The sequence below is a fragment of the Citrobacter sp. C1 genome (assembly GCF_014596895.2).
In the GTDB taxonomy this organism is placed as follows: Bacteria; Pseudomonadota; Gammaproteobacteria; order Enterobacterales; family Enterobacteriaceae; genus Citrobacter; species Citrobacter gillenii.
Genome location: NZ_CP115035.1, coordinates 4,839,283 through 4,864,296, shown reverse-complemented (window position 1 = coordinate 4,864,296; position 25,014 = coordinate 4,839,283). Strand labels below are relative to the sequence as shown.

The 25,014-nt window shown below is 54.7% G+C and carries 27 protein-coding genes; 11 read left to right on the top strand and 16 right to left on the bottom strand.

Features of this window, described 5'->3' with window-relative positions:
- Positions 1-6: 6 nt before the first annotated feature.
- Both yihT and yihU read right to left on the bottom strand, forming a co-directional pair.
- Positions 7-885 (bottom strand): sulfofructosephosphate aldolase, encoded by an 879-nt coding sequence (gene yihT / locus IB214_RS23260; protein ID WP_117343640.1) that lies wholly within the window; start codon positions 883-885, stop codon positions 7-9.
- 22 nt (positions 886-907) lie between these two features.
- Positions 908-1,804 (bottom strand): sulfolactaldehyde 3-reductase, encoded by an 897-nt coding sequence (yihU, locus tag IB214_RS23255; RefSeq protein WP_117343641.1) that lies wholly within the window; start codon positions 1,802-1,804, stop codon positions 908-910.
- Between the two features lie 165 nt (positions 1,805-1,969).
- Here yihU and IB214_RS23250 point away from each other — a divergent pair, with 165 nt between their 5' ends.
- The 6 genes from IB214_RS23250 (at position 1,970) to fabY (ending at position 6,694) form a co-directional block, all read left to right on the top strand.
- Positions 1,970-2,866 (top strand): sugar kinase, encoded by an 897-nt coding sequence (locus tag IB214_RS23250; protein ID WP_117343642.1) that lies wholly within the window; start codon positions 1,970-1,972, stop codon positions 2,864-2,866.
- A 33-nt stretch (positions 2,867-2,899) separates the two neighbouring features.
- The gene (locus IB214_RS23245) at positions 2,900-3,703 is read left to right on the top strand and encodes a DeoR/GlpR family DNA-binding transcription regulator (RefSeq protein WP_096758867.1); all 804 of its coding nucleotides are present in this window, start codon (positions 2,900-2,902) and stop codon (positions 3,701-3,703) included.
- A gap of 105 nt (positions 3,704-3,808) precedes the next feature.
- The gene (yihX, locus tag IB214_RS23240) at positions 3,809-4,408 is read left to right on the top strand and encodes a glucose-1-phosphatase (RefSeq protein ID WP_096758866.1); all 600 of its coding nucleotides are present in this window, start codon (positions 3,809-3,811) and stop codon (positions 4,406-4,408) included.
- Entirely contained in the window at positions 4,402-5,268 is an 867-nt protein-coding gene (locus IB214_RS23235) for a virulence factor BrkB family protein (protein ID WP_115259810.1), read from the top strand. Before yihX ends, IB214_RS23235 begins: the two co-directional genes overlap by 7 nt.
- A gap of 2 nt (positions 5,269-5,270) precedes the next feature.
- Positions 5,271-5,708 (top strand): D-aminoacyl-tRNA deacylase, encoded by a 438-nt coding sequence (dtd, locus tag IB214_RS23230; RefSeq protein ID WP_096758864.1) that lies wholly within the window; start codon positions 5,271-5,273, stop codon positions 5,706-5,708.
- Between the two features lie 44 nt (positions 5,709-5,752).
- Positions 5,753-6,694 (top strand): fatty acid biosynthesis protein FabY, encoded by a 942-nt coding sequence (gene fabY, locus IB214_RS23225; RefSeq protein ID WP_153064726.1) that lies wholly within the window; start codon positions 5,753-5,755, stop codon positions 6,692-6,694.
- Positions 6,695-6,820: 126 nt separating this feature from the next.
- Here fabY and fdhE read toward each other — a convergent pair whose 3' ends face one another.
- The 4 genes from fdhE to fdnG are packed head-to-tail and all read right to left on the bottom strand — an operon-like array spanning position 6,821 to position 12,344.
- Positions 6,821-7,750: a formate dehydrogenase accessory protein FdhE gene (gene fdhE, locus IB214_RS23220; protein WP_096758859.1), complete on the bottom strand. Its 930-nt coding sequence runs from the start codon at positions 7,748-7,750 to the stop codon at positions 6,821-6,823.
- Positions 7,747-8,382 (bottom strand): formate dehydrogenase cytochrome b556 subunit, encoded by a 636-nt coding sequence (fdoI, locus tag IB214_RS23215; protein WP_096758858.1) that lies wholly within the window; start codon positions 8,380-8,382, stop codon positions 7,747-7,749. Before fdoI ends, fdhE begins: the two co-directional genes overlap by 4 nt.
- A complete protein-coding gene (fdoH, locus tag IB214_RS23210; RefSeq protein ID WP_115259809.1) occupies positions 8,379-9,281 on the bottom strand; it encodes a formate dehydrogenase O subunit beta in 903 nt (300 codons plus the stop codon). Before fdoH ends, fdoI begins: the two co-directional genes overlap by 4 nt.
- 12 nt (positions 9,282-9,293) lie before the next feature.
- Positions 9,294-12,344 (bottom strand): formate dehydrogenase-N subunit alpha, encoded by a 3,051-nt coding sequence (gene fdnG, locus IB214_RS23205; protein WP_117343643.1) that lies wholly within the window; start codon positions 12,342-12,344, stop codon positions 9,294-9,296.
- 194 nt (positions 12,345-12,538) lie between these two features.
- On the opposite strand from fdnG, the gene fdhD reads away from it, so the two are divergent.
- Complete coding sequence (gene fdhD, locus IB214_RS23200; protein ID WP_117343644.1) at positions 12,539-13,375, top strand: formate dehydrogenase accessory sulfurtransferase FdhD; 837 nt, start codon at positions 12,539-12,541, stop codon at positions 13,373-13,375.
- Here fdhD and IB214_RS23195 read toward each other — a convergent pair.
- Both IB214_RS23195 and IB214_RS23190 read right to left on the bottom strand, forming a co-directional pair.
- A complete protein-coding gene (locus IB214_RS23195; protein WP_223240311.1) occupies positions 13,342-13,851 on the bottom strand; it encodes a YgjV family protein in 510 nt (169 codons plus the stop codon). The two genes, fdhD and IB214_RS23195, sit on opposite strands and share 34 nt — an antisense overlap.
- Positions 13,852-13,906: 55 nt before the next feature.
- A complete protein-coding gene (locus IB214_RS23190; protein WP_117343645.1) occupies positions 13,907-14,428 on the bottom strand; it encodes a Crp/Fnr family transcriptional regulator in 522 nt (173 codons plus the stop codon).
- Positions 14,429-14,557: 129 nt separating this feature from the next.
- Here IB214_RS23190 and IB214_RS23185 point away from each other — a divergent pair, with 129 nt between their 5' ends.
- A complete protein-coding gene (locus IB214_RS23185; protein ID WP_115259805.1) occupies positions 14,558-14,770 on the top strand; it encodes a YdgH/BhsA/McbA-like domain containing protein in 213 nt (70 codons plus the stop codon).
- A gap of 42 nt (positions 14,771-14,812) precedes the next feature.
- On the opposite strand, the gene IB214_RS23180 is transcribed toward IB214_RS23185, so the two are convergent.
- Positions 14,813-15,136 (bottom strand): AzlD domain-containing protein, encoded by a 324-nt coding sequence (locus IB214_RS23180; RefSeq protein ID WP_115259804.1) that lies wholly within the window; start codon positions 15,134-15,136, stop codon positions 14,813-14,815.
- Positions 15,136-15,795, bottom strand: coding sequence for an AzlC family ABC transporter permease (locus IB214_RS23175; protein ID WP_096758848.1), 660 nt, complete (start codon positions 15,793-15,795; stop codon positions 15,136-15,138). The genes IB214_RS23180 and IB214_RS23175 overlap by 1 nt, the downstream gene beginning before the upstream one ends.
- A gap of 101 nt (positions 15,796-15,896) precedes the next feature.
- On the opposite strand from IB214_RS23175, the gene IB214_RS23170 reads away from it, so the two are divergent.
- Positions 15,897-16,445 (top strand): XRE family transcriptional regulator, encoded by a 549-nt coding sequence (locus IB214_RS23170; RefSeq protein ID WP_117343646.1) that lies wholly within the window; start codon positions 15,897-15,899, stop codon positions 16,443-16,445.
- A gap of 57 nt (positions 16,446-16,502) precedes the next feature.
- Here IB214_RS23170 and rhaM read toward each other — a convergent pair whose 3' ends face one another.
- The 5 genes from rhaM to rhaB form a co-directional block, all read right to left on the bottom strand.
- A complete protein-coding gene (gene rhaM / locus IB214_RS23165; protein ID WP_117343647.1) occupies positions 16,503-16,817 on the bottom strand; it encodes an L-rhamnose mutarotase in 315 nt (104 codons plus the stop codon).
- Positions 16,814-17,962, bottom strand: coding sequence for a lactaldehyde reductase (gene fucO, locus IB214_RS23160; RefSeq protein WP_115259800.1), 1,149 nt, complete (start codon positions 17,960-17,962; stop codon positions 16,814-16,816). Before fucO ends, rhaM begins: the two co-directional genes overlap by 4 nt.
- 128 nt (positions 17,963-18,090) lie before the next feature.
- On the bottom strand, positions 18,091-18,918 hold the full coding sequence (rhaD, locus tag IB214_RS23155; RefSeq protein ID WP_115259799.1) for a rhamnulose-1-phosphate aldolase: 828 nt from the start codon (positions 18,916-18,918) through the stop codon (positions 18,091-18,093).
- Between the two features lie 144 nt (positions 18,919-19,062).
- Positions 19,063-20,322: an L-rhamnose isomerase gene (gene rhaA / locus IB214_RS23150; RefSeq protein ID WP_117343648.1), complete on the bottom strand. Its 1,260-nt coding sequence runs from the start codon at positions 20,320-20,322 to the stop codon at positions 19,063-19,065.
- On the bottom strand, positions 20,319-21,788 hold the full coding sequence (gene rhaB, locus IB214_RS23145) for a rhamnulokinase (RefSeq protein WP_117343649.1): 1,470 nt from the start codon (positions 21,786-21,788) through the stop codon (positions 20,319-20,321). Before rhaB ends, rhaA begins: the two co-directional genes overlap by 4 nt.
- A gap of 303 nt (positions 21,789-22,091) precedes the next feature.
- Here rhaB and rhaS point away from each other — a divergent pair, with 303 nt between their 5' ends.
- Together rhaS and rhaR are read left to right on the top strand one after the other, a co-directional pair.
- Positions 22,092-22,940: an HTH-type transcriptional activator RhaS gene (gene rhaS, locus IB214_RS23140; protein WP_096758841.1), complete on the top strand. Its 849-nt coding sequence runs from the start codon at positions 22,092-22,094 to the stop codon at positions 22,938-22,940.
- 152 nt (positions 22,941-23,092) lie between these two features.
- On the top strand, positions 23,093-23,944 hold the full coding sequence (rhaR, locus tag IB214_RS23135) for an HTH-type transcriptional activator RhaR (protein WP_117343676.1): 852 nt from the start codon (positions 23,093-23,095) through the stop codon (positions 23,942-23,944).
- Here the strand turns inward: rhaR and rhaT are convergent.
- On the bottom strand, positions 23,941-24,975 hold the full coding sequence (gene rhaT / locus IB214_RS23130) for an L-rhamnose/proton symporter RhaT (protein WP_117343650.1): 1,035 nt from the start codon (positions 24,973-24,975) through the stop codon (positions 23,941-23,943). The genes rhaR and rhaT overlap by 4 nt on opposite strands.
- Positions 24,976-25,014: the final 39 nt, after the last annotated feature.

Below are 25,014 nucleotides of genomic sequence, written 5' to 3'. Positions count from 1 at the left end.
CTCGTATTAACGGCGGCGGGCCATCATTTCATCGACGATATCGCCCAGACGCTGCAACTTCGGTGCAGAAACATCGCGCAGCATCAGTTCGGTATCCGGTAATCCCACAACCGATGACCAGACCGCGCGCCCGGCCAGGAAGCCGGATGCTCCTGCGGTCATGGCCACGCTGACCGCGCGAGGGAACAGTTTTTCATCCACACCGGAGGAGAGAATGACCCACGGCATATTGATGTTTTCATTCAGCCGCTGTGATGCAGTGAGAAGCTCTTGCTGAGAGCCTTTACCGTAGAGCGGCATTTCGACTTTGTAGAGATCGGCACCGCTGTCACCCAGTTCTTTAGCGGCATCGATAATGGCCTGCTCGCGATCGAACTTATCGCCGCGACGCGGCGGACGTACGACCGGTTCGATAATGCTCAGCAAGCCACTGGAGTGGCACATCTCATTAAATTCTTTCACCATATCCAGACGCTGCTGGGCATCTTCATCGCTACGCCACAGCACCAGCAGTTTTAACGCCTTGGCGCCGTCTTGCTTAACGGCCTGCGGATCGATACTTTTATCAATCACTACGCTATCAACAGGAATGCCGTTGCCCGGAATAAACGCATCGGCGGCAACAATCATGGCGCAGCTTTTGGCTACCGCGTTTTGCTCCACCACCTGGCGGTAACAGAATTGCTGATCGACCAGAATGGCCGAGGCATAAGGAGAAAGGATTTTTGCCGCATTCACTTTGAAATCGGTCAGCACGCTGTCGCTGACCGGGGATTTCGCACCCGCAGCGGCAAACATTAAGCGCATGGCTTCACGCTGGTCGACGGCCAGCATGGCAAAACCGCCGGATGCGCGCGTGATATCTTTGATGGTGTAATTGTTCATTCAATTTTCCTTTATACAGTCGTTACATTTTTACTTTGGCAGTTAGTCCGGCGCTGTTGCGCACCTGCTCAAGAATGGCGGTCCAGTCTTCACGACCACGACCGGCGGCGCGCGCCTGGTTATAAACCTCGCGGGAGGCGGCACCCAGCGGCATCGGCACATGCAACTGATTGGCAACATCCAGCGCGATACCAAGATCTTTGTGGGCCAGCTCGATCATGAAGGCCGGGGAAAGATCGCCTTTCAGCACTTTGTTAGGCCAGGAGGTGGTGAAGTGGCCTTTTCCGGCGGGGGTCCCGCTCATCACTTTCAAGGCCACATCGAAGGAGAGACCGAGTGCCTCGCACAGCACGGCGGCTTCGGCAGACAGCGCATTCAGCGCAATGCTCATATAGTTGTTGATAAGCTTCACGCGGATGCCCATGCCCGGCCCGCCTGCGTTAATCAGTTCGCTGCCCATCGCCATCAGCACTGGTGTGGCGCGTTCGACTTGTTCTGCCGTACCACCCGCCAGCAGCAGCAATGTCCCCGCGACCGCGTGATCGGAAGTGCGTCCGACCGGACAATCCATCATGCACAAGCCCCTGGCACGCATATCGGTAATCAGCTTGTCGGTTTGCAGTGGATGAATGGTCGACATATCAATCACCAGCGCCTGCGGGGAAAGGCTTTCACAAACGCCTTGTTCACCGAATAAAACGCCGCGTACCAGATCGCCGTTTGGCAGCATGGTGATGACAAACTCTGCGTCTTTTGCGGCCTGAGCTGGCGTGCTGGCAGGCTGTGCGCCTTGTGTTACCAAGCGCTGAACAGCATCCGGGTTAACGTCAAAGACGCTGAGCTGATGGCCCTGCTTCAGCAAGTTGCTCGCCATTGGTGAACCCATCTGACCTAATCCGATAAATGCTATAACTGCCATAACCTTCTCCTGAGATGTGGATGTCATTTTTTGTCATTTAAAATCGGTCTTTTCTGTCTGTTTTTGATCGTATTTGTAATTTATGGTCAAAAAATTGACAGTCGTCACTTTTTAAACATTTTGTGAAATTAAAATGATCCCATCCAAAACATTTGAGGAATGACCATGATTCGTATTGCTTGTGTGGGTATTGCCGTGATGGATCGCATCTATTACGTAGAAGGCTTACCGACTGAAGGGGGGAAATATGTGGCGAAGCGCTATACGGAAGTGGGGGGAGGGCCTGCCGCAACGGCGGCAGTGGCTGCGGCGAAGTTGGGCGCGCAGGTGGACTTTATTGGCCGTGTGGGCGATGACGACACCGGAAATAGCTTGCTGGCGGAGCTTGAATCCCTGGGGGTAAATACCCGCTACACCCGGCGCTATACAGAAGCAAACTCTTCGCAATCGGCAATCATGGTTGATGCGAAAGGGGAGCGGATTATCGTCAACTACCCTAGTCCGGATTTACTGCCGGATGCCGACTGGTTGAATGCGATTGATTTTTCACAGTGGGACGTGGTGCTGGCAGATGTTCGCTGGCACGAAGGGGCAAAGCAGGCATTTACCCTCGCGCGTCGGGCTGGAGTGATAACCGTGCTGGATGGTGATGTTACGCCGCAGGACATTAGCGAGCTGGTGGCGTTAAGCGATCATGCTGCTTTCTCTGAACCGGGACTGGCGCGCCTGACCGGGACAGAAGAATCGGAGGCTGGTCTGAAAAAAGCACAAGCGCTCACAAATGGACATGTTTATGTGACGCGAGGTGGGGAAGGCTGTGACTGGATAAAAAATAATGTGTTACAGCATCAACCTGGCTTCGCCGTGGATGTGGTTGATACTACCGGTGCAGGAGATGTTTTCCACGGTGCGCTGGCCTTCAGTCTGGCTTCTGGCTGCGCCCAGGAAGATGCCGTCAAGTTTGCCAGCGGGGTTGCGGCACTGAAGTGTACGCGCCCAGGAGGGCGTGCGGGTATCCCTGACTGTGATCAAACCCGATCTTTTCTGTCACTTTTTGTATAAAATGCCAGGGCAATGGTTTTTCGAGGAAATTTCATGAGTCTTACCGAACTGACCGGTAACCCGCGGCACGATCAGCTGCTTATGCTGATTAGCGAGCGCGGTTATATGAATATTGACGAGCTGGCCAGCCTGCTGGATGTTTCCACGCAGACCGTGCGCCGTGATATTCGTAAACTAAGCGAACAGGGATTGATTACGCGTCACCACGGCGGGGCAGGCAGAGCGTCGAGCGTGGTCAATACGGCGTTCGAGCAGCGTGAAGTCTCCTGGACGGAAGAGAAAAAAGCCATCGCAGAAGCAGTGGCTGACTATATTCCAGATGGTTCAACGGTGTTTATTACCATCGGTACCACCGTTGAACAGGTGGCGCGGGCGCTGTTAAACCATAACCATTTGCGCATTATCACCAACAGTCTGCGGGTGGCGCATATTCTGTATAACAATCCGCGCTTCGAGGTGATGGTGCCCGGCGGGACGCTGCGCCCGCACAACAGCGGGATTATCGGCCCTTCAGCCACCGCGTTTGTGGCTGATTTTCGGGCAGATTATCTGGTGACCAGCGTCGGGGCGATAGAAAACGATGGCGCGCTGCTGGAATTTGATGTCAACGAAGCCAGCGTGGTGAAAACGATGATGGCCCATTCGCGGCATATTCTGCTGGCTGCCGATCATACGAAATACACGGCTTCCGCAGCGGTAGAGATTGGTAACGTGTCTCAGGTGACGGCGTTGTTTACCGATGAGTATCCCGGTCCGGCATTGCACAACTTGCTCCAGTCGCAGCAGGTGGAAATTGTGCAGGTGAGTCCCTCCCAGGATGACGCTCTGGCAATGTAATCCCCTCTAGTGGTGACTCGGAAACGTCAAAGCCATCACGCACGCATAGTCAAACTTCTCCTTTCCCGCTACAGTTATTCATCCATGGCGAGTAAGGAGAAGGACATGCTCTATATCTTTGATTTGGGTAATGTGATTGTCGATATCGACTTCAATCGCGTGTTAGGCACATGGAGCGATCTGAGCCGTGTCCCGCTGGCTTCGCTAAAGCAAAGTTTCACCATGGGGGAGGCTTTTCGCCAACATGAGCGGGGTGAAATAACCGATGAGGCGTTTGCCGAGGCGCTGTGTCACGACATGGCGCTGCCGTTGAGTTACGAACAATTTTCCCATGGCTGGCAGGCCGTTTTTGTTGCGCTACGCCCCGACGTCATCGACATCATGCATAAACTGCGTGAGCAGGGGCATCGTGTCGTGGTGCTGTCGAATACCAACCGCCTGCATACGACATTTTGGCCGGATGAGTACCCAGAAGTTCGCCAGGCTGCGGACCATATCTATCTTTCTCAGGAACTCGGCATGCGTAAACCCGAAGCGCGGATTTACCAGCATGTTCTGCAGTCCGAAGGTTTTTCTGCCGCAGATACGGTCTTTTTTGATGATAACGCCGATAATATTGAAGGGGCTAACCAGTTAGGGATCACCAGCATCCTGGTCGTTGATAAAACGACCATACCTGACTATTTCGCGACGGTGTTATGCTAAAAAACGTGCATCAAAAAGCCAGGCACCATACGCGTCCTGTACGGGCCTGGCTGAAGTTATTATGGCAACGCATTGATGAGGACAACATGACGACACTGGCGGGCAACCTGGCTTACGTCTCGTTGCTTTCGTTAGTGCCGCTTATCGCCGTTGTTTTTGCGCTTTTCGCCGCATTTCCCATGTTTTCCGACGTCAGCATTCAGCTGCGACATTTTATATTCGCTAATTTTATTCCGGCCACCGGCGATGTTATTCAGCGCTATATCGAACAGTTTGTCGCGAACTCGAACAAAATGACCGCCGTCGGCGCATGTGGGCTGATTGTGACGGCTCTGTTGCTGATGTATGCCATCGACAGCGCACTGAATACCATTTGGCGCAGCAAACGCACCCGGCCCAAAGTGTATTCGTTTGCGGTGTACTGGATGATTTTAACGCTGGGCCCGTTGTTGGCGGGTGCCAGTCTGGCGATCAGCTCTTATCTTTTGTCCCTGCGCTGGGCCAGCGATCTCAATACCGTTATTGATAACGTCCTGAGGGTATTGCCGCTGGTGCTCTCCTGGCTCTCATTCTGGCTGCTGTACAGCATTGTACCTACCACACGCGTACCCAATCGTGATGCGGTGATCGGCGCTTTTGTCGCCGCGGTGCTGTTCGAAGCTGGGAAGAAAGGATTTGCGCTCTATATCACGATGTTTCCGTCTTATCAGTTGATTTACGGCGTGCTGGCGGTGATCCCCATTTTATTTGTCTGGGTATACTGGACGTGGTGTATCGTCTTGCTAGGCGCGGAAATAACTGTCACTCTCGGTGAATACCGCAAACTCAAACAAGCCGCAGAACAAGAAGAAGCAGAATAAATATGATTGCATTGATTCAGCGCGTAACCCGTGCCAGCGTCACCGTGGAGGATGAGGTGACGGGTGAAATTGGCCCAGGACTTTTAGTTTTATTAGGTGTCGAAAGGGATGATGACGAACAGAAAGCAAACCGCCTTTGCGAGCGCGTGCTCGGTTATCGAATTTTTAGCGATGCCGAAGGTAAGATGAACCTGAACGTACAACAGGCGGGTGGCAGCGTGCTGGTGGTCTCACAGTTTACGCTGGCGGCAGATACCGAACGGGGCATGCGCCCGGGCTTCTCAAAGGGCGCTGCGCCCGATCGTGCAGAAGCGTTATATGAATACTTTGTTGAGCGCTGTCGCCAACAGGAGATGAATACGCAAACCGGACGATTCGCTGCGGATATGCAGGTTTCACTGGTTAATGATGGCCCCGTGACGTTCTGGTTACAGGTATGAACCAGCTTCCGGCGTGGTCGCGGGTAACAAGAGAGAATACAACTATGTATCACCTTCGAGTGCCGCAAACAGAAGAAGAATTGGCGCGTTACTACCAGTTTCGCTGGGAGATGTTGCGTAAACCACTGCATCAGCCAAAAGGCTCTGAGCGGGATGCCTGGGATGCGATGGCGCACCACCAGATGGTGGTGGATGAAGAGGGCAATCTGGTCGCGGTAGGGCGTTTGTATATCAATGCGGATAACGAAGCCTCCATACGCTTTATGGCTGTAGACCCGTCCGTGCAGGAGAAGGGCTTAGGCACGCTGATGGCGATGACCCTGGAATCTGTGGCGCGTCAGGAAGGGGTCAAGCGCGTAACCTGTAGCGCCCGTGAAGATGCGGTCGAATTTTTTGCCAAGCTGGGTTTTGTGAGCCAGGGTGAAATCACCACGCCGCAAACCACGCCGGTACGCCACTTTTTGATGATCAAGCCCATTGCCACACTGGATGATATTCTTCATCGTGGTGACTGGTGTGGACAGCTTCAGCAAGCCTGGTACGAACATATTCCGCTGAGCGAGAAAATGGGCGTGCGTATTCAGCAGTATACCGGGCAAAAATTCATTACCACGATGCCCGAAACCGGCAATCAAAACCCGCACCATACCCTGTTTGCCGGGAGCCTGTTTTCTCTGGCTACGTTAACCGGTTGGGGGCTGATCTGGCTAATGCTGCGCGAGCGCCATTTGGGCGGAACGATTATCCTCGCCGATGCACATATCCGCTACAGCAGACCGATCACCGGCAAGCCGACGGCCATTGCCGATCTGGGTTCGCTGAGTGGCGATCTTGACCGTCTGGCGAGAGGCCGTAAGGCGCGTGTCCAGATGCAGGTAGAGGTCTTTGGCGATGATGCGGCAGGTGTGGTGTTTGAAGGCACCTACATTGTGCTACCCGCAAAACCATTTGGTGCCTACGAAGAAGGTGGAAACGAAGAGGAATAGGGGCAAATCCCTGTTTTTCATTCTACCCCGTTCGCTATTGCTAACGATCCCAGACGTGTTATTCAGGCATTAAGCGTCTAAAGGACAACCCGGCAGCGTGAAATGCTCACCGGGTTGTGAGTAGACTTACTCCCCTTCACCCGGGAACAGGAACGGGTTGATGGAGCTGCGGGCAAAGCCCTCTTGCTCCATGTGCGCGTCCAGCATCAGCGAGGCGAGGTCGTCGGCAACGGCTTCGACATTGGGGTCTTTTTCCTGATACAGAATCTTCAGGTAAGTCCCGCAGTCGCCGCAGCTTTCAGCTTTAATCGCAGACTGTTCGTTATCCAGTGACCAGTAGTTCAAATCACGGCTTTGCTCGCAGTTGCTGCACTTCACGCGCACCACGTGCCACTCGGTTTCACACAGGTTGCAGTGCAGATAGCGCAGCCCCTGAGTGGTACCGATTTGCACCATGCTGGAGACTGGCATCGAACCGCACACCGGGCAGAACTGGCGCTGTTCACCGTATTCCGCTCGGGCTTTGCCGGGGATCAGGCTGGCCATTTGTGCCCAGTAGAGCGACAGCGCGGCCCAGATGAACGGCGCTTTATCACTGCTGACCGACGCAAAATCAGAAGCAAACAGCGCGCTGGCCATCAGTTCCAGCTCTTGCTCGGAGGCTTTTTCCAGATTCTCGATCACCGCTAACGCAGGGCCGCTCATTTCTGGTTTCAGCTCAGCAATTAACGATTGCAGCAGTTTTTGCCAGTGCTTATCGCGTGGCAGAACGTGGATATCCAGCGGCGGTTTACCCTGATCGTTCGCTTCTTTGATGCGCGCGGTCAGGTCCATCTGCAGCGGATGGTCGTACAGCACCACTTCCTGCGCATGAGCGATCAGCGCAGCAAAGCGCAGATAATCACCCAACGGGTTGTTTTCGGCCAGCTCGCGCAGACGCTCAGCACGGCGGTTATACAAATTTTTGAGTCTGGGGAACAATAACGGCGGAATCATATCCGCCGTGCGTTTCTCGCTCGAACCCAGCTCATCTTGCGGGATTATGCGAATACTCATTCAGATGACTTTTCCTGTTTCTGGCGGACTTCACGGTACCAGCGTGGGTGATGTTTCTTCGCCCATGAGCTGGTGACCCATCCTTCCACCATCGCGGTAATGGTGCCTTTCACCCAAAGGGCGGCGTAAATGTGCACCATGATAACCACAATTAACGCTACTGCGGCAAATGAATGCAGCATTAACGCGAATCGGATCACCGGGATTGAGAAAGCAGGCGCAAAATACGGGCGCCAGATGATCACTCCGCTCACCAGCAACAGGACCAGGAAGATAATCGCCGCCCAGAATACGCATTTCTGGCCGAAGTTATAACGTCCCGTGTCACCTACTTCCTCGTTGACGACGATCTTACGAATATTCTTCGCCCAAAAGATATCATCCCGATTGATTAGATTGTGGTGCCAGTAACGGAAAAACATGATGATAAACGAGGCAAACATAATCACGCCGACAAACGGGTGCAGAATTCGCGCCAGCTGCGGGGTGCCCATGATTTGCATCAGCCAGTTGAAGGATGGGAAGAAAAAGCCCAGCCCGCTTATCGCCGCCAACATGAAGCAGAAGGCGGTGACCCAGTGGTTGATGCGTTCCGGCGCTGTATAGCGCACGATGGTGTCACGTCGTTTCATTTGCGCACCTCGTCTTTTTCTTCATGCAGATTGTCTTCTTCCTCTTCCGCACGGTTCGGACCTACGCCGACGTAGTGGAAGATGCTGGCCGCAAATGTCGCTGCAAAGCCGACCGCTGCGAGGGGTTTCCAGATGCCTTTCCAGAACTTCACGGTGGCGCTGATTTCCGGGTTTTCCGGCAGGCCATGGTACAGATTCGGCTTGTCGGCATGATGCAGTACGTACATAACGTGCGTACCGCCAACGCCTATCGGATCGTACAGTCCGGCGTTATCGTAGCCACGGGTTTTCAGCTCTGCCACGCGCTCGCCTGCCAGCGTTTTCATCGACTCTTTGGTGCCGAAATGAATCGCGCCGGTTGGGCAGGTTTTCACGCAGGCCGGTTCTTGTCCTACCACCACACGGTCAACGCACAGCGTACATTTATAGACGCGATTGTCTTCCGGGTTGAGGCGCGGCACGTCGAACGGACAGCCTGCAATGCAGTAGCCGCAGCCAATGCACTGCTCGGACTGGAAGTCGACAATGCCGTTGGCATACTGAATGATTGCCCCTTCCGCCGGACACGCCTTCAGGCAGCCCGGATCGGCACAGTGCATGCAGCCATCCTTGCGGATCAGCCACTCCAGTTTGTCGTCTTGTTCCACTTCCGAGAAGCGCATCACCGTCCAGGATTTGGCGGTCAAATCGGCGGGGTTGTCGTACACCCCAACGTTGCTGCCGATTTCATCTCGGATATCGTTCCACTCTGAGCAGGCCACCTGACAGGCTTTACAACCGATGCAGGTGGTGACGTCGATGAGCTTGGCCACTTCCTCCTGGTGATCCCGCGCCTGAGGCGCGGGGGTGAAACCGTTAGTGGCGGATCGACGAATGATGTCTTGCGATTGATAAGCCATAGGTCGTCTCCGTTACACCTTTTCCACGTTCACGAGGAAGGACTTAAATTCCGGCGTCTGCGTGTTCGCATCACCGACGAATGGCGTTAACGTGTTAGCGATAAAGCCTTTTTTCGCCACACCTTCGTAGCCCCAGTGGATCGGAATACCGATGGTGTCGATATCCTGACCGTTGGCCTTCAGCGTGCGAATACGTTTGGTCACCACCGCTTTGGCTTTGATGTAGCCGCGGTTAGAAGAGACCTTAACGGTATCGCCGTGGGAGATGCCGAGCTTGTTCGCCAGCTTCTCGCCAATTTCCACAAACTGTTCCGGCTGAGCGATGGCGTTTAGCAGCGCGTGCTTGGTCCAGTAGTGGAAGTGCTCGGTCAGACGGTAGGTTGTCCCGACGTACGGGAACTTATCCGCTTTGCCCAGTGCTTCTTCATCGCCTTTAAAGATACGGGCAGCCGGGTTAGAGATAACGTTCGGGTGCAGCGGGTTGGTGCCCAGCGGCGTTTCAAACGGCTCGTAGTGTTCCGGGAACGGCCCTTCCGCCATCTTATCGATAGCAAACAGGCGTCCCATCCCTTCGGGCTGCATGATAAACGGCCCGACGTTGCTGCCCGGTGCGGCGGCGCTGTAGTCCGGAATATCCATCCCGCTCCATTTCGCCCCATCCCATTTCAGGATCTGACGTTTTGGATCCCACGGATTCCCCTGCGGGTCAGCGGAGGCGCGGTTATACAGAATGCGGCGGTTGAGCGGCCATGCCCATGCCCAGCCCAGCGTATTGCCCAGGCCCGACGGATCGGCGTTATCACGACGCGCCATCTGGTTGCCTTCCGGTGTCCAGCTACCGGCAAATATCCAGCAGCCACTGGAAGTGGTGCCGTCATCGCGCAGTTGGGCAAATGAACTAAGCTGTTGGCCTTTCTTGACGATCACCGCACCGGTTGCTGGGTCAGTGATATCAGCCAGGGCTTTACCGTTGCTCTCCATCGCTACTTCTTCTGAAGCAGGTTCATGCGGCGTGGAGTAGTTCCAGGTCATGCTCAGCACCTGTTCCGGGTTCGCTCCCCCCTGTTCGGCGTACATCTTGCGCATGCGCAGGAAGATACCGGCGAGGATTTCACCGTCGGTGGCGGCAATCCCTGGGGCATCCGCGCCTTTCCAGTGCCACTGCAGCCAGCGTCCGGAGTTAACGATTGAGCCGTTTTCTTCGGCGAAGCAGGTGGACGGCAGACGGAACACTTCGGTCTGGATTTTTGACGGATCCACATCGTTCGACTCACCGTGGTTTTGCCAGAAGGTGGACGTTTCGGTGTTGAGTGGGTCGATAGTCACCAGGAACTTCAGTTTTGACAGTGAAGCCACGACCTTGTTTTTGTTCGGGAATGAGGCGACTGGGTTGAAGCCCTGGCAGATGTAGCCATTCACTTTGCCCTGGTTCATCATCTCGAAGTACTGCAGCACGTCGTACCCTTTATCCCACTTCGGCAGCCAGTCGAAGCCCCAGCTATTTTCCGCTGTCGCTTTATCACCAAAGAAGGCCTTCATCATCGAGACGAAGAATTTCGGGTAGTTGCCCCAGTAGTTTACCTGACCTTCCAGCAACGGTTTTGGCGTGTTGGCTGCAAGGTAGGTTTGCAGGTCGGTTTGCTTTTCGCTTGGCAGCGTCATGTAACCAGGCAGGCTCTGCGACAGCAGGCCTAAGTCAGTCAGACCCTGAATATTGGAGTGACCGCGCAGGGCGTTAACGCCACCGCCTGCCATCCCCATATTGCCGAGCAGAAGCTGGATCATCGCCATGGTGCGAATGTTCTGCGCGCCCACGGAGTGCTGCGTCCAGCCCAGCGCGTACAGGAACGACGCGGTTTTGTCTTTGGCGCTGGTTTCAGCGATGTATTCGCAGACTTTCAGGAAATCAGCCTTCGGCGTACCGCAAATGTTTTCGACAACATCCGGCGTGTAGCGGGAAACGTGCTGTTTCAGCAGATTCCACACGCAGCGCGGGTGTTGCAGCGTAACATCGCGTTTGGCGAAGCCTTTTTCATCCAGCTCGTAGTTCCAGCTGGTTTTATCGTACTTGCGTTTGTCCGCGTCATAGCCGGTGAACAGGCCATCTTCGAAGCCATAATCTTCACGCACAATCAGACTGGCGTTGGTGTAGGCTTCGGTATATTCGCGGTTGAATTTTTCGTTATTCAGCAGGTACAGCAAGACGCCTGACAAGAAGGCAATGTCAGTACCGGAACGAATGGGTGCATAGAAATCTGCCACCGCTGCGGTTCGCGTAAAGCGAGGATCGACCACAATCAGCTTCGCGCCGTTGTGAATTTTGGCTTCCATCGCCCAGCGGAATCCGACCGGGTGAGCTTCAGCGGCGTTACCGCCCATCACCACAACGAGGTTGGCATTTTTAATGTCGACCCAGTGGTTGGTCATCGCACCGCGACCAAATGTTGGAGCAAGACTTGCTACCGTTGGTCCGTGTCAGACGCGCGCCTGGTTGTCGACCGCGAGCATACCCAGCGCGCGGGAGAATTTTTGCGTTAAATAGCCGGTTTCATTACTGGAGGCGGAAGCACACAGCATCCCGGTGGAAAGCCAGCGGTTAACGGTGACGCCTTCGGCGTTCTGCGCAACGTAGTTAGCGTCGCGGTCTTCTTTCATCAGCTTCGCGATGCGGTCAAATGCCTCATCCCAGCTAATTTGTTGCCACTTATCGGAGCCTGGTGCACGGTATTCCGGGAATTTCAGCCGGCTTTCGGAGTGGATGAAATCCACCAGACCAGCCCCTTTCGGGCACAGTGCGCCACGGTTCACCGGATGGTCCGGATCGCCCTCGATATGGAAGATGGATGCTTTGGCGTTTTTCGCACCGTCACCGAGACTGTACATTAACAGTCCACAGCCAACGGAACAGTAAGTGCAGGTGTTACGGGTTTCGCGGGTACGCAGCAGTTTATATTGCCGTGTTTCCGCTAGCGCTACGCCGGGTGCAAAACCCAGTGCCGCTGCCGTGGTGCCTGCCATACCGCCAGCGCAGATCTTAAAGAACTGCCTTCTGCTGACCTGCATGGTTCGCTCCTTGTTTCGACATTGTCACGTTCCCTTCGCGTAGGTGTATCGCGATCGCGAGGGAAGTGGTTGTTATTTTTCTTTGCGGACGGGACCGCAAAGGTCCAGAATTGGGTGAATTTCCCTCCGTCCAGGAGGGATTTGTAAAGAATACCACAATGTTGGTATGTGTGTTCCAATATGGTTAAAAGAAAGTGAATAAGATTATTCAAGAAAACATCGAAAATGTGACAACTTTGACGGGATCGCGCCAGTTGACCCTCTGGAAACGCGAGGATTTGCAACATCCTCAGCCGGATGTCGTCGCTGAAGAAGTGCCCGTTGCGTTGGTGTACAACGGGATTTCGCACGTGGTGATGATGGCGTCACCGAAAGATCTTGAGCATTTTGCGATGGGCTTTTCACTTTCTGAAGGCATTATTGAGTCCCCGCAGGATATCTACGGCATGGAAGTGGTGCCTTCTTGTAACGGATTAGAAGTTCAGGTTGAGCTGTCCAGCCGTCGTTTTATGGGATTGAAAGAGCGCCGTCGAGCTTTGGCCGGTCGTACCGGTTGTGGCGTTTGCGGCGTGGAACAGCTCAACGACATTGGCAAGCCGGTTCAGCCTTTGGCGTTTACCCAGACGTTTAACCTGGCGGACCTCGATCGCGCGTTAAAGCATCTGCACGACTTCCAGCCCGTGGGGCAACTGACGGGCTGTACGCACGCAGCGGCCTGGGTCCAGCCGTCGGGGAACCTGGCGGGAGGGCATGAAGATGTGGGCCGTCACGTGGCGCTGGATAAACTGCTCGGGCGGCGTGCAATTGAAGGCGAAACATGGCGGCAGGGAGCCGTTTTAGTCTCCAGTCGCGCCAGCTATGAGATGGTGCAAAAGTCGGCGATGTGCGGCGTGGAGATTCTGTTTGCTGTCTCTGCCGCGACGACACTGGCCGTAGAAGTAGCCGAACGCTGTAACCTGACGCTGGTGGGTTTTTGTAAACCGGGCAGGGCAACGATTTATACGCATCCGGAACGTCTGGTGGCGGAGTAACGCCACCAGGCTGCCACAATGCTGCCTGAGAATGCCAGCTCCATCATGACAGCAACGGGCGAGCCGACGATGGCATTGTTCAGTAGCCAGCACAGGCTGCCGCACAATGTGTATCCACGTAATTTTCCACCCTGTGTCTGAAACGACGCATAGGTCATCAGCAGGCTTCCTGCGAGCGGCAGCAGGCCCCACATTCCCTGCCAGAGATAAGCACTACACAGCAGTGACCCCATCATAAATCCCCACATGGCCCAGCGGCGTTGCGTCACGATGGCTATCGCATAACGACAGGCGGCGATGAGCATTAATCCTGTGGCGGCGGGTTGATGCAAAAGATAAAAATGAATGGCCAGCAGGCTGGTTGAGCTGGTCAACAGCACTAACGTCATCGCCCGACGCCGGAAATGAAAGGCTGAAATATCCAGCACAAAGCTGATGCAGGCCAGCAGCTGAGAGAGAAAAAATGCGTTCATCATGCGCGCCATCTTGTGAAGAGTGGCGGGACAATAATCTATGCGAAAAGCGAATGCGTTAACCTTTGTTAAGGCGCTGGCGAATGCGGGACAGGCTAACGGGCGTAATGCCAATGTAGTGGGCGAGGTCCCGCTGAGTGAGCTGCAATTCCCAACTGGGAAAGTGTGTCTGAACATACTGGTAGCGTTGTTCTGGCGTATTAAGCAGCAGCATTTGTTCTTTTTTCTCTTTGTAGATCAACTGCTGGACCAGGAGCTGTGTCTTGATGTCCTGATGTTCCGGCGCATCCAGCAATGCCAGCGAGATTTCACTGATTTCGCCCGGGGTGATCATTTGCAGGCTGTAATCTGCCGAGGTGTGGGTTAGCCAGTTCAGGTACAGAAAACAATATTCACCCGGGAAGTAAAACTCTTTCACCCGTTCTGAACCGTTGTCTGAGTGATACACCGCACGGGCAACGCCATGATGTAAATAATAAATTTTGCTTTGCCTTTCACCTTGACGCAGTAACCAACTGCCCGCAGAGAGTGGTTTTTTTCGCGAGCCTGACAGCAATTTTTGATCGTATTCGGCTGACATGTTATCTCTCAAATAATTTGAATAAGACAGGCAAATCCTTCCGCTTTTAGTTGTGCGGTGTGAGGGCTATTATTTATCACATCAAGGCACGGTGCCTTACTCAAACAACTAAATTAAAGGGTTTACATCATGAAAAACATCAAAACTTTTGTCGCAGTTATCGCTCTTGCTACCTCTTTCGGTTCTTTCGCTGCTCAGTCTGTTACCGCTACCGGGTCAACTCTGGAAAGCACTGAAGCAAAAATTGCCGCTCAGGCGGAACGTGCTGGCGCAAGCGATTATAAAATCACTCAGGCCTACAGCGGTAACCGTGTGCATATGACCGCTGAACTGCTGAAATAAAATACCTCAGTACTGTCGAAAGAGCGCCCTTGAGGCGCTTTTTTAGTTTATTCCCGCCATCCTTAACAACGCCGTCACCACAGCAGCGGCGATAATCACCATAATCAACGGCACTTTGCGCCAGGCGAGGAACACTGCAAACCCCACGCCGAGAACGCGCGCCATACCAGCAAAGTGCTCACCTTCGTAAAAGGTGGTCGCCAGGGCGACGGAGAACAGTAATACCGTCGCGGCATCGGAAAGCAGCGCCTGCGAGCGCGTGGAAAATGCCAGACGGCTCCCCAACTTTGCTCCACCTAAACGCATCAAATAGGTTCCCAGAGAGAGTACGGCGATACCGACGATAAACAGCGTCATGTTGCCCATTATTTTTTCCTCGCCAGTAAGCCAAACAGTGAAAGCAGTACCGGCAGGCCCACCGGCGCAAACGGGACGGCGGCGAGCGACAGCGCAGCACCGCTGCAGGCGCGAACCAGCGTTGTACGGTTTTTAAATGCCGGGACCACTAAGGCCAGCAGAATGGCAGGGAAAACGGCATCCAGGCCGATGGTTTCTGGGGCGGGCAGTAGCTTGCCAACCATCGCCCCAAGCAGCGTGCCCAGCGGCCAGACAATGGCTACGCCCAGTCCGCACAGCCAGTAGGCGGCTTTGCGCTGCTCCGGCGTTTTTTGCGACAGGCCAAACACCACGCTTTCATCGTTCATGATATGGCAGCCGAGGAAACTGGCGGCCCGCGTTCCCACCAGATCGCGTACCGTCACGCCAAACGGCACGTGGCGGGCATTCACCAGCAATCCTGCTGCTGCAGCAGCCAGAGGATTACCGCCGCTGGCGACAATCCCGATAAACATAAACTCAGACGCACCCGCCAGCACTGTAATCGAGAGCACAAACGGCACCCACAGCGGGAAGCCGTAAGCCATCGCCAGCGAGCCGTATGACATGCCGACTACGCCGACAGCCAGACAGACTAAAAATATTGCTTTTATCGTGTCGCCTTTGAGACTGGAAAAATAATGTTTCATCCTGCTTTAGCCATATCGAACGAATTTCCATTATAATGAACGCAACAAGATTGCTTTACAAGTCGAACGATTCGTTCGATATAAAGAACATGGAGTCATGTATGACCCAACCCATCAGTATGATTGCGAAAAGCCTGGTGCGTGAACGTCAGCGTACCGGTCTGTCGCTGGCAGAAATCGCCCGCCGCGCGGGCATTGCAAAATCGACGCTCTCGCAGTTGGAGGCGGGCAATGGCAATCCTAGCCTGGAAACGCTGTGGTCGCTGTGTGTGGCGCTGGATATTCCCTTTGCGCGATTGCTGGAGCCGCAGGAGCAAAAAACCCAAGTGATACGCCGGGGGGAAGGGACCAAAGTGGTGGCGGAGCAGGCCCATTATCAGGCTATTTTACTGGCGGCCTGTCCACCGGGCGCACGGCGAGATATCTATCTGTTGTTGACGCAACCGGGTGCCGACCGCATCTCACACCCGCATCCGCCGGGGTCTGTTGAGCATATTATTGTGACGCAGGGGAAGGCGCTGGTGGGACTGACCGACGCGCCGGAAGAGTTAGGCGAAGGGGATTACATTTGTTATCCCGCGGACCAGGCACATATCTTTAAAGCGCTGGAGCCGGATACCCAAGCGATTCTGGTTTCTGAGCAGAGCTAACTGTTATGTTGCGTTGTGCCGGATGCGGCGCGTTAGCGCCTTATCCGGCCTACAATACTACTGCAGATAAAACACTTCTTTTAGCTCCGCACTCACCGGGCTGTTGTCCGGATTAGTGGGCATCACGTCACGCATATGCTTCCACCAACGCTGACACACGTCGGTGCTGGCGACGGCATTCCAGCGCTCTTCGGATTCAATCTCAACGGTGGCAAACAGCAGGCTGCGCTCCTGGTCGAGATAAATCGCGTAGTGATGCGCGCCGTGGGCTTTCAGTACGGCTTCCAGCTCCGGCCAGATGGGATTATGCCGACGCTGATACTCAACGTGCGCGTCGGCATTCACCTGCATCACAAAGGCTTTGAGGATCATAACGCCTCCAGATACAGCGCGCGGACGTCTTCGCGGCTGGCGGTGCGCGGATTGCATGGTGCGCACGGATCGGCGAGTGCTTTGTCCAGCCACCCCTCAATGTCCTCTTTGGTCACGCCTAGCTGGCTGAAGCCTGCCGGAATGCCCACGCGCTTGCTCAGGGCACGGATCGCGTTGATGGCTTCCATGCTTGCCACTTTATCACTCATGTTGCGTGTATCGACGCCCATGGCCTGTGCTATGCGGGCAAAGCGTGCCACGGCGTTTGGACGGTTAAAGTTTTCGATAATCGGCAGCAGGATGGCGTTGCAGACGCCGTGCGGCAGATTGTGCGTCGCGCCCGGCTGGTGTGCCAGCGCATGCACCAGACCCAGACCTGCACTGTTGAACGCCATTCCCGCCAGATACTGACCAAATGCCATTTGCTCACGGGCTTCGAGGTTGTGACCCTCGTCGACGGCTTTAGGCAGCCACTGGTTGATCAGGCGAATAGCTTCCAGGGCATTGGCGTCGGTTAACGGGTGCGCGCCAACAGAAACATAGGCTTCCACCGCGTGGGTCAGGGCGTCCATACCGGTAGCGGCGGTGACTGAGGCAGGAATTTCCAGCATCACGCTGGCGTCATCGACGGCGATATCCGGAATAATGTTCGGATCGATGATGACTTCTTTCACCTTGCGTGCGGAATCAATGATCACCGCATTGCTGGTCATTTCTGCGGCCGTACCCGCGGTGGTGTTAATGGCAACCAGCGGTACGCCGGCATTTTTAACTTTGCCCACGCCGGAATAGGCGGTAGACGGGCCAGGGTTGGCGGTCAGGATTTTCACCGCTTTAGCGGTATCGATCGGGCTGCCGCCGCCGAAAGCGATGATGTAATCACATTCAGCGTCCTGGTATGCGGCAAAACCTTGCTGGACCAGTTCTTCCGTTGGGTTCGGGAATACGTCGTCGAACAGATGATACGACATTTTATGCGCATCAAGGGCGGTAAACAGGCTGTCCAGCAGGCCCAGTTTGACCAGTTGACCGTCGGTTACGATCAGCGCCTTACCCCATTGCTTGTTCGCCACGAGGTTGACCATATCACCAATCGCACCAGCGCCGTGCAGACTGATTTTTGGCAGTGCCAACATAAAGCTCATAAGTATTCTCCTGAATAATAAATCCCTGGTGCCCGATGGCGCTTCGCTTATCGGGCCTACGGTTAAATAGGGACCGTCATGTGGGCCGGATAAGGCAAAGCCGCATCCGGCGTTGAATGAGGGAGGTATCAGTACAGCTCTAATGCGCTGGCCAGTGGGGTCACGCCAAAACGTTTGCCGAGAGCAATGAGCTCTTCACGCGTGATGGTTTGCTTCATACCGCCCATCGAATAGATTTTGACTAAAACTTCGGCCGATTTCTCTGCGGTATCTATCAAACCGAACGCTTCGTCGAGCGTCGGCCCGCTGCCAAATACGCCGTGGAACGGCCACAACACCAGAGAATGCTGCTGCATTGAAACTGCCGTCGCTTCACCGATTTCGTCGGTACCCGGCACCATCCACGGCAGAATGCCGACGCCGTCCGGGAACACCACCAGACATTCGGTGCTGCCTTCCCACAGTTTGCGGGTGATCAGCGCAGTGCTGTTTTCCAGTACATAGGTCAGAGCAATCAGATTGGTGGCATGGCAGTGCATGATCACGCGGTCTTTGCCATCGGTGGCTTTAATGCGCTCGCAGTGGGAAAGGAAGTGTGCGGGCAGTTCGGAGGTTGGTACGGCTTCGTGGGTCAGCCCCCAAAGAATGTGGTAGCCGGCGCCGTCGCTATCGATTTTAACCACACCTAAATTGGCTGCCGGATCGAGCTGGACGTTGCGGAAGAATTTGCCGGAACCGGTAACGATAAACGGCGTGTTAGCCAGCAGCGGCATCGGCTGGCTCAGCGCGATGTAGCGCGGTTCTTCGTGGAAATCAGCGGTAAAGGGGGCGATATCAGCTTCATCCAGGCGCAGCGTCAGGTTGCCGCCGTTACGCTCATCCCAACCTTTCAGCCAGGCATCAGAAGTGGCTTTGATCATCCCCTGGACGAACCAGGAGGTAGTAATGTTTTGCATGGTCGGTGTTCCTGTTTATTGCCCGAACGGGTGTCGGGTCTTACGTAAGCCGGATAAGCGCAGCGCCATCCGGCGTAGTGTTTTGTACGTTGCCGGATGGCGGCGCTAACGCACCGTATCCGGCCTACAAGGCAGACAGCGCCTTTAGCTACGCTTGCTCAGTACGTCTTTTTCATACCTGCGGACGTTGTCCAGCCACTGGCTGCCGGTTGGAGTGTCGTGACGCTGGCAATACATCTCCCAGACGGCCTGCCATGGCAGCGATTTCTGTTCTTCCAGCAGGGCCAGGCGGGCGGTGTAGTCGCCGCTAGCTTCGAGTTGGCGCAGTTGCTCAGTGGGTTCTAACAGCGCACGCAGCAGGGCTTTCTTCATATTGCGAGTGCCGATCACCCATGCGGCAATGCGGTTGATGGAAGCGTCGAAGAAGTCGAGGCCAATGTGTACGCGGTCGAACAGATTATGGCGTACGATCTCGCTGGCAATCGCCTGAGTTTCATCATCCAGCAATACCACGTGGTCGCTGTCCCAGCGCACCGGACGGCTGACGTGCAGCAGCAGGCGCGGCACGTACAGCATGGCGGCAGAGATCTTGTCGGAAATCACTTCAGTCGGATGGAAGTGACCTGCATCCAGGCATAGTGCGGTCTGGCGGCTGGTGGCGTAGCCCATGTAAAACTCGTTGGAGCCAACGGTGTAGCTTTCTGCGCCGATACCAAACAGTTTGCTCTCGACGGCATCAATATGATGCGCCGGGTCGAACTTCTCGCTGATGACGTCGTCCAGTGCTTCCAGCAGGCGCTGGCGTGGTGCCAGGCGGTCAATGGTGATGTCTTTCATGCCATCCGGGATCCAGATGTTCATCACCGACGGCGTACCCAGCTGTTCGCCAAAGTACGCGGAGACGCGACGGCTGGCTTTGCAGTGGTCAATCCAGAACTGACGGATGCTGTCGTCAGCATGTGCCAGCGTGAAACCGTCGGCACTCAACGGATGCGAGAAGCATGACGGGTTGAAATCCAGACCTAACTGGTTCGCTTTCGCCCATTCCACCCAGTTTTTAAAGTGTTCAGGTTTGATTTGGTCACGGGATACCGGGGTATCGGATTCCAGGTAGATAGCGTGCAGGTTCAGACGCTTAGGACCCGGGATCAGGCTCAGTGCCTGCTCCAGATCGGCGCGCAGTTCAACGGCGTTACGCGCTTTACCTGGATAGTTACCGGTGGCCTGAATGCCGCCGGTGAGCGAACCTTCCGGGTTTTCGAATCCGGCGACATCATCGCCCTGCCAGCAGTGCATGGAGACCGGCAGACGATCGAGCTGGCGTAATGCCTCCTCGACATCGATACCTACCGCGGCGAAACGCAGTTTTGCCAGTTCCCAGGCTTGTTCAAGTTGAGTGGTCATGCGCAAAGCTCCTTTGTCTGTCGTGTTGATTGAAACTGCGCCTGGTAGCGGGCAATTTCACTGTCAGTATTTGGGATGAAGGTTGTCAGGTCGTAGTTAGCTGTCACCACCTGGCGGAAATCATCGACGTTGTTAAGTTCGTCCAGCGTCATCAGCTGAACGCCAATATTGCCGAGCGTAGAGGCCTCAACAGGCCCGGACATGACGCGGATACCGCATGCATCCGCGCACAGTTGGTTGAGCAGGGCGTTCTGGCAGCCGCCGCCAACAATGTGCAGTTGGTTGAAGGCGTGACCACGAAGGTGTGCCAGTTCCTGCAGGACGTCGGCGTACAGCAGCGCCAGACTGTCGAAAATACAGCGCGCCAACTCAGCATCCTGAACCGGAACGGGTTGACCGGATTCGCGGCATGCGGCCTGGATTTCTGCGCTCATATCAACTGGGTTGATAAAGCGATCGTCGTTCGGGTTGACCAGGAATTGGCAGGCCGGTAGCGCTTCGGTTTTCGCGATCAGCGCGGGCAGGTCGGTAATCTGCCGCTCTTTTAATACGCGTTGCAGCAGCCACAACCCCATAATATTTTTCAGCACGCGGTAACGTCCTTCCGCGCCGCCTTCGTTGGTGATATTTGCCGCCAGCGCGGCCTCGTTGGCATACGGTGTTTTGCTCTCAAACCCCATCAGGGACCAGGTACCGGAAGAGAGATAAGCGCTGTTGTTATCGGCCAACGGTGAAGCGATGACCGCGCTGGCGGTGTCGTGGCTGGCGACGGCAACCACCGGGATCTGATTTTTCTGCGGGCAGATCCAGTGACCAATCACGTTCCCCGGATGCGTTGGGCGACCAAACCAGGCTTTGTCTGCGCCGGTCCATGCCAGCAGGGTGTCATCCCAGTCGTCGGTGTTGATATTGACCAACTGCGTAGTGGTGGCGTTGGTATATTCCCAGTTCATTTCGCCGGTCAGGCGGTAGCCGAAGTAGTCGGGGATCATCAGGGCATGCGCCACCTGTGGGACCAGCTCTGGCTGCTGTTCGACCAGCGCGCGGAGCTGATACAGGGTGTTAAAGGGCAGAAACTGAATGCCGCTCCGACGATATATCTCGCTGTTACCCAGTTGCGCTAAAGCTTGCGACATCACGCCGGTAGTGCGGCTGTCGCGGTAAGAGACCGGCAGACCGACGCGCTGACCGTCTTTACCGATCAGGACGTAATCCACGCCCCAGGTATCAATCCCGATGCTGTCAATCAGGATGCCTTGATCGCAGACCTTCTTCAGCCCCAGGCGAATGTCGTTTTCCAGGCTGTCGATATCCCAGGTGTCAAAACCGTCTGTTTTTTGCAGACAGTTCGCGAAACGGTGGATTTCACGCAGCGTCAGGGTGCGGTGGTCACTGTCGTAACGTGCCAGCATTACGCGTCCGCTGGATGCGCCGAGATCGACAGCGACACAATGGCGAAGAGTCATAGCGAGGTCCTTCTGAGTTTTATTGCACTCAGTCTAAGAACCCCTGGAACGGCGTACCTTCTTGTTAGTGACAGTCACAATAAGCCGCTGGCAGCATGGCAAAGGTGAACGTGATGCTGTTCACAGTTTCGTGTAATGGGCGGGATTTTGTCTGATGTGACCCCTTCCGCATTTCCCGATCTTTCCTGTCGTTTCTTGAAGAATTAACCGTGTTTACGCACTTTGGCGTCAAAAATTTAAGGTGAGGGTCATAACCCTTAATTACTATGCAGCCATGTTCATTTGATCTGGAAGGAAGTCATCATGACCGTACTGCATTGCGTGGATTTTTTTCCGACAGGTAAAGCGCCTGTGGCGATCGAACCGCGACTGCCCCAGACTGCTTTTCCCGAGCATCATCATGATTTTCATGAAATTGTGATAGTTGAGCATGGAACAGGTATTCATGTTTTCAATGGACAGCCCTACACCATTAGCGGCGGGACGGTCTGTTTTGTCCGCGATCATGACAGACACTTATATGAACATACTGACAACCTGTGCCTGACAAATGTACTGTATCGTTCCCCGGATGCGTTTCAGTTTCTGGCTGGGTTAAACCAGTTGTTACCTCAGGAGCAGAACGGTCAGTATCCGTCCCACTGGCGCGTGAATCAGGGCGTACTGCAGCAGGTCCGTCACTTGGTGGGGCAAATAGAGCATCTTGGTGAGGAGATGGATACGCCGACGGCGGCCAATCGCGAGATCCTGTTTATGCAACTGCTGGTGCTGCTACGCAAAAGTAGTCTGATGGAAGCGGCAGCGGATAACGATGCGCGACTAAACCGGCTGATGGCGTGGCTGGAAGATAATTTTGCCGACGAAGTCTGCTGGGATGCGGTGGCTGAGCAGTTTTCGCTCTCTTTACGCACCTTGCACCGCCAGCTCAAACAGCAAACCGGGCTGACGCCGCAGCGCTATCTCAATCGCCTGCGGCTAATCAAAGCACGGCACTTATTGCGCCATAGCGATGACAGCGTTACGGACATCGCTTATCGCTGCGGTTTTGGCGACAGTAACCACTTTTCGACGCTATTTCGCCGGGAGTTTAACTGGTCACCGCGCGATATTCGCCAGGGCCGCGACGTCATGGCCGGAAGCAGCCTCCAGTAACGCGAAAGCTATCAACGTTTTTTACCGTCCGTTTGCTGATAATCATACCCTTTAATGCCGGATGGCGGCTGCGCCTTGTCCGGCCTACATGAATGCCCTGTAGGCCGAATAAGCGCAGCGCATCCGGCAAGCGTTCAGGTTGAGGTGATGTGGTGGCGAATCAGCTAGTCCTTCTGAAATCAGACTTTTTTGCGAGCGAACAGCAGGCCGTCGCCGTCGCCGATCGCTATCCGCAGGATGTGTTTGCCGAACATACTCATGAGTTTTGTGAGCTGGTGATGGTCTGGCGTGGCAATGGTCTGCATGTTCTCAACGATCGGCCGTATCGAATAACCCGTGGCGATCTGTTTTACATTCGCGCCGCAGACAAACACTCGTACACCTCTGTTAACGACCTCGTCCTGCAGAATATTATCTACTGCCCTGAGCGGTTGACGCTGAATCTGGGATGGGAAGATGTGATCCCCGGTTTTAACAACGGCACGCCGTGCCAGCCCCACTGGCGGCTGGGCAGTGCCGGTATGGCTCAGGCTCGACAGGTGATTAGCCAACTGGAACACGAAAGCCAGCAGCGAGATCCGTTATGTAATGATATGGCGGAGCTGTTGTTCGGACAGTTGGTGACGCTTCTCAAGCGCCATCGTTATGCCACGGATAGGCTCCCGGCCACCACCAGTGAGACACTGCTGGATAAGCTGATCACTGCGCTGGCCGGCAGCCATGAGCATACCTTTGAACTGGATAAATTCTGTCAACGGGAGCAGTGCAGCGAGCGCGTGCTGCGTCAGCAGTTTCGCAGCCAGACTGGAATGACCATCAACCAGTATCTTCGACAGGTGCGGGTCTGCCACGCTCAGTATTTGCTGCAACATAGCAAGTTGATGATTGGTGAGATTTCTATGCGTTGTGGCTTTGAGGACAGTAACTACTTTTCGGTGGTGTTTACGCGAGAAACCGGGATGACGCCGAGCCAGTGGCGTCATCTCAGTAATCCGCAGGACTAGCTGGCCATTCCCAGACCGACAATGTTTGCGGCAAGGATAATCACCACGCAGCCGAGGCTCAGCACGCTGACAGGGCGTTTTCCCGCATTGCTCCACTCTTTCATGATCAGGCCGACGATACCGCCGCACAGGACGTAGAAACTCATGTGCAGCATCCAGCTCATGTAGTCATACTGCGCTGGAATTTTGGCATGGCCCCAGGCGTAAAAGAAGAACTGGAGATACCACATCAGACCGGCAAGGGCTGAGAACAGGATGTTGCTGATAATAAGTGGTTTTGCTAACGAGAAGTCGGCTTTTACCGACAGGTTCTTCATTTTTGCCAGACGAATGAAGCAGAATCCCAGGTTGATCACCGCACCGCCGCCCATAATGACTACGTAGCTTGGCAGAGCGACATACAAAGGATCGATACCGAGCGCAGCGGCGGCTTCGTGCATCGGTTTAGCCGCATCCATGGCAAAGGACATCCCTGCGGAGAAAAAGCCGCACATCACCGCCAGTATTAGACCTTTTTTCAGGTTGAACTCTTCGGCTTTGATACCCATCTTGCGTTCTTTTAACTGTCCTGCTCGAGTGACTATCGCCACGCCGATCAGCGCGACCAGCACACCAAGCAGGGTCATACGCCCACCCGGCGTGCCGATGAGCACGTCAAATTTACCGGCAATGATTGGTGTCATTAAGGTGCCAACAATCAGCGTAATGCCGATAGCGATGCCGATCCCCATCGACATGCCGAGATAGCGCATGGTCAGACCATAGTTGATATTACCGATCCCCCACATTGCGCCGAATAAAAATACCGGTAGTAGTGTGGACGCGCTGAATGAACTGTAATAGGCCCAGAAGTCTGGCAGCAGGATTGCGCTGACGAGCCAGGGCAGGATCAACCATGAAACAAAACCGCCTATGGACCACATGGTCTCCCAGGACCAGTGCTGTACCTTTTTAAAAGGGGCATAAAAACAAGCGGCACTAGCGGCACCGATAAGATGCCATAATATCCCCATCGTAATTGCGTTACCCATTCTGGTTCCTTTTAAATTGTCGTTCTAACTGGATGAAAA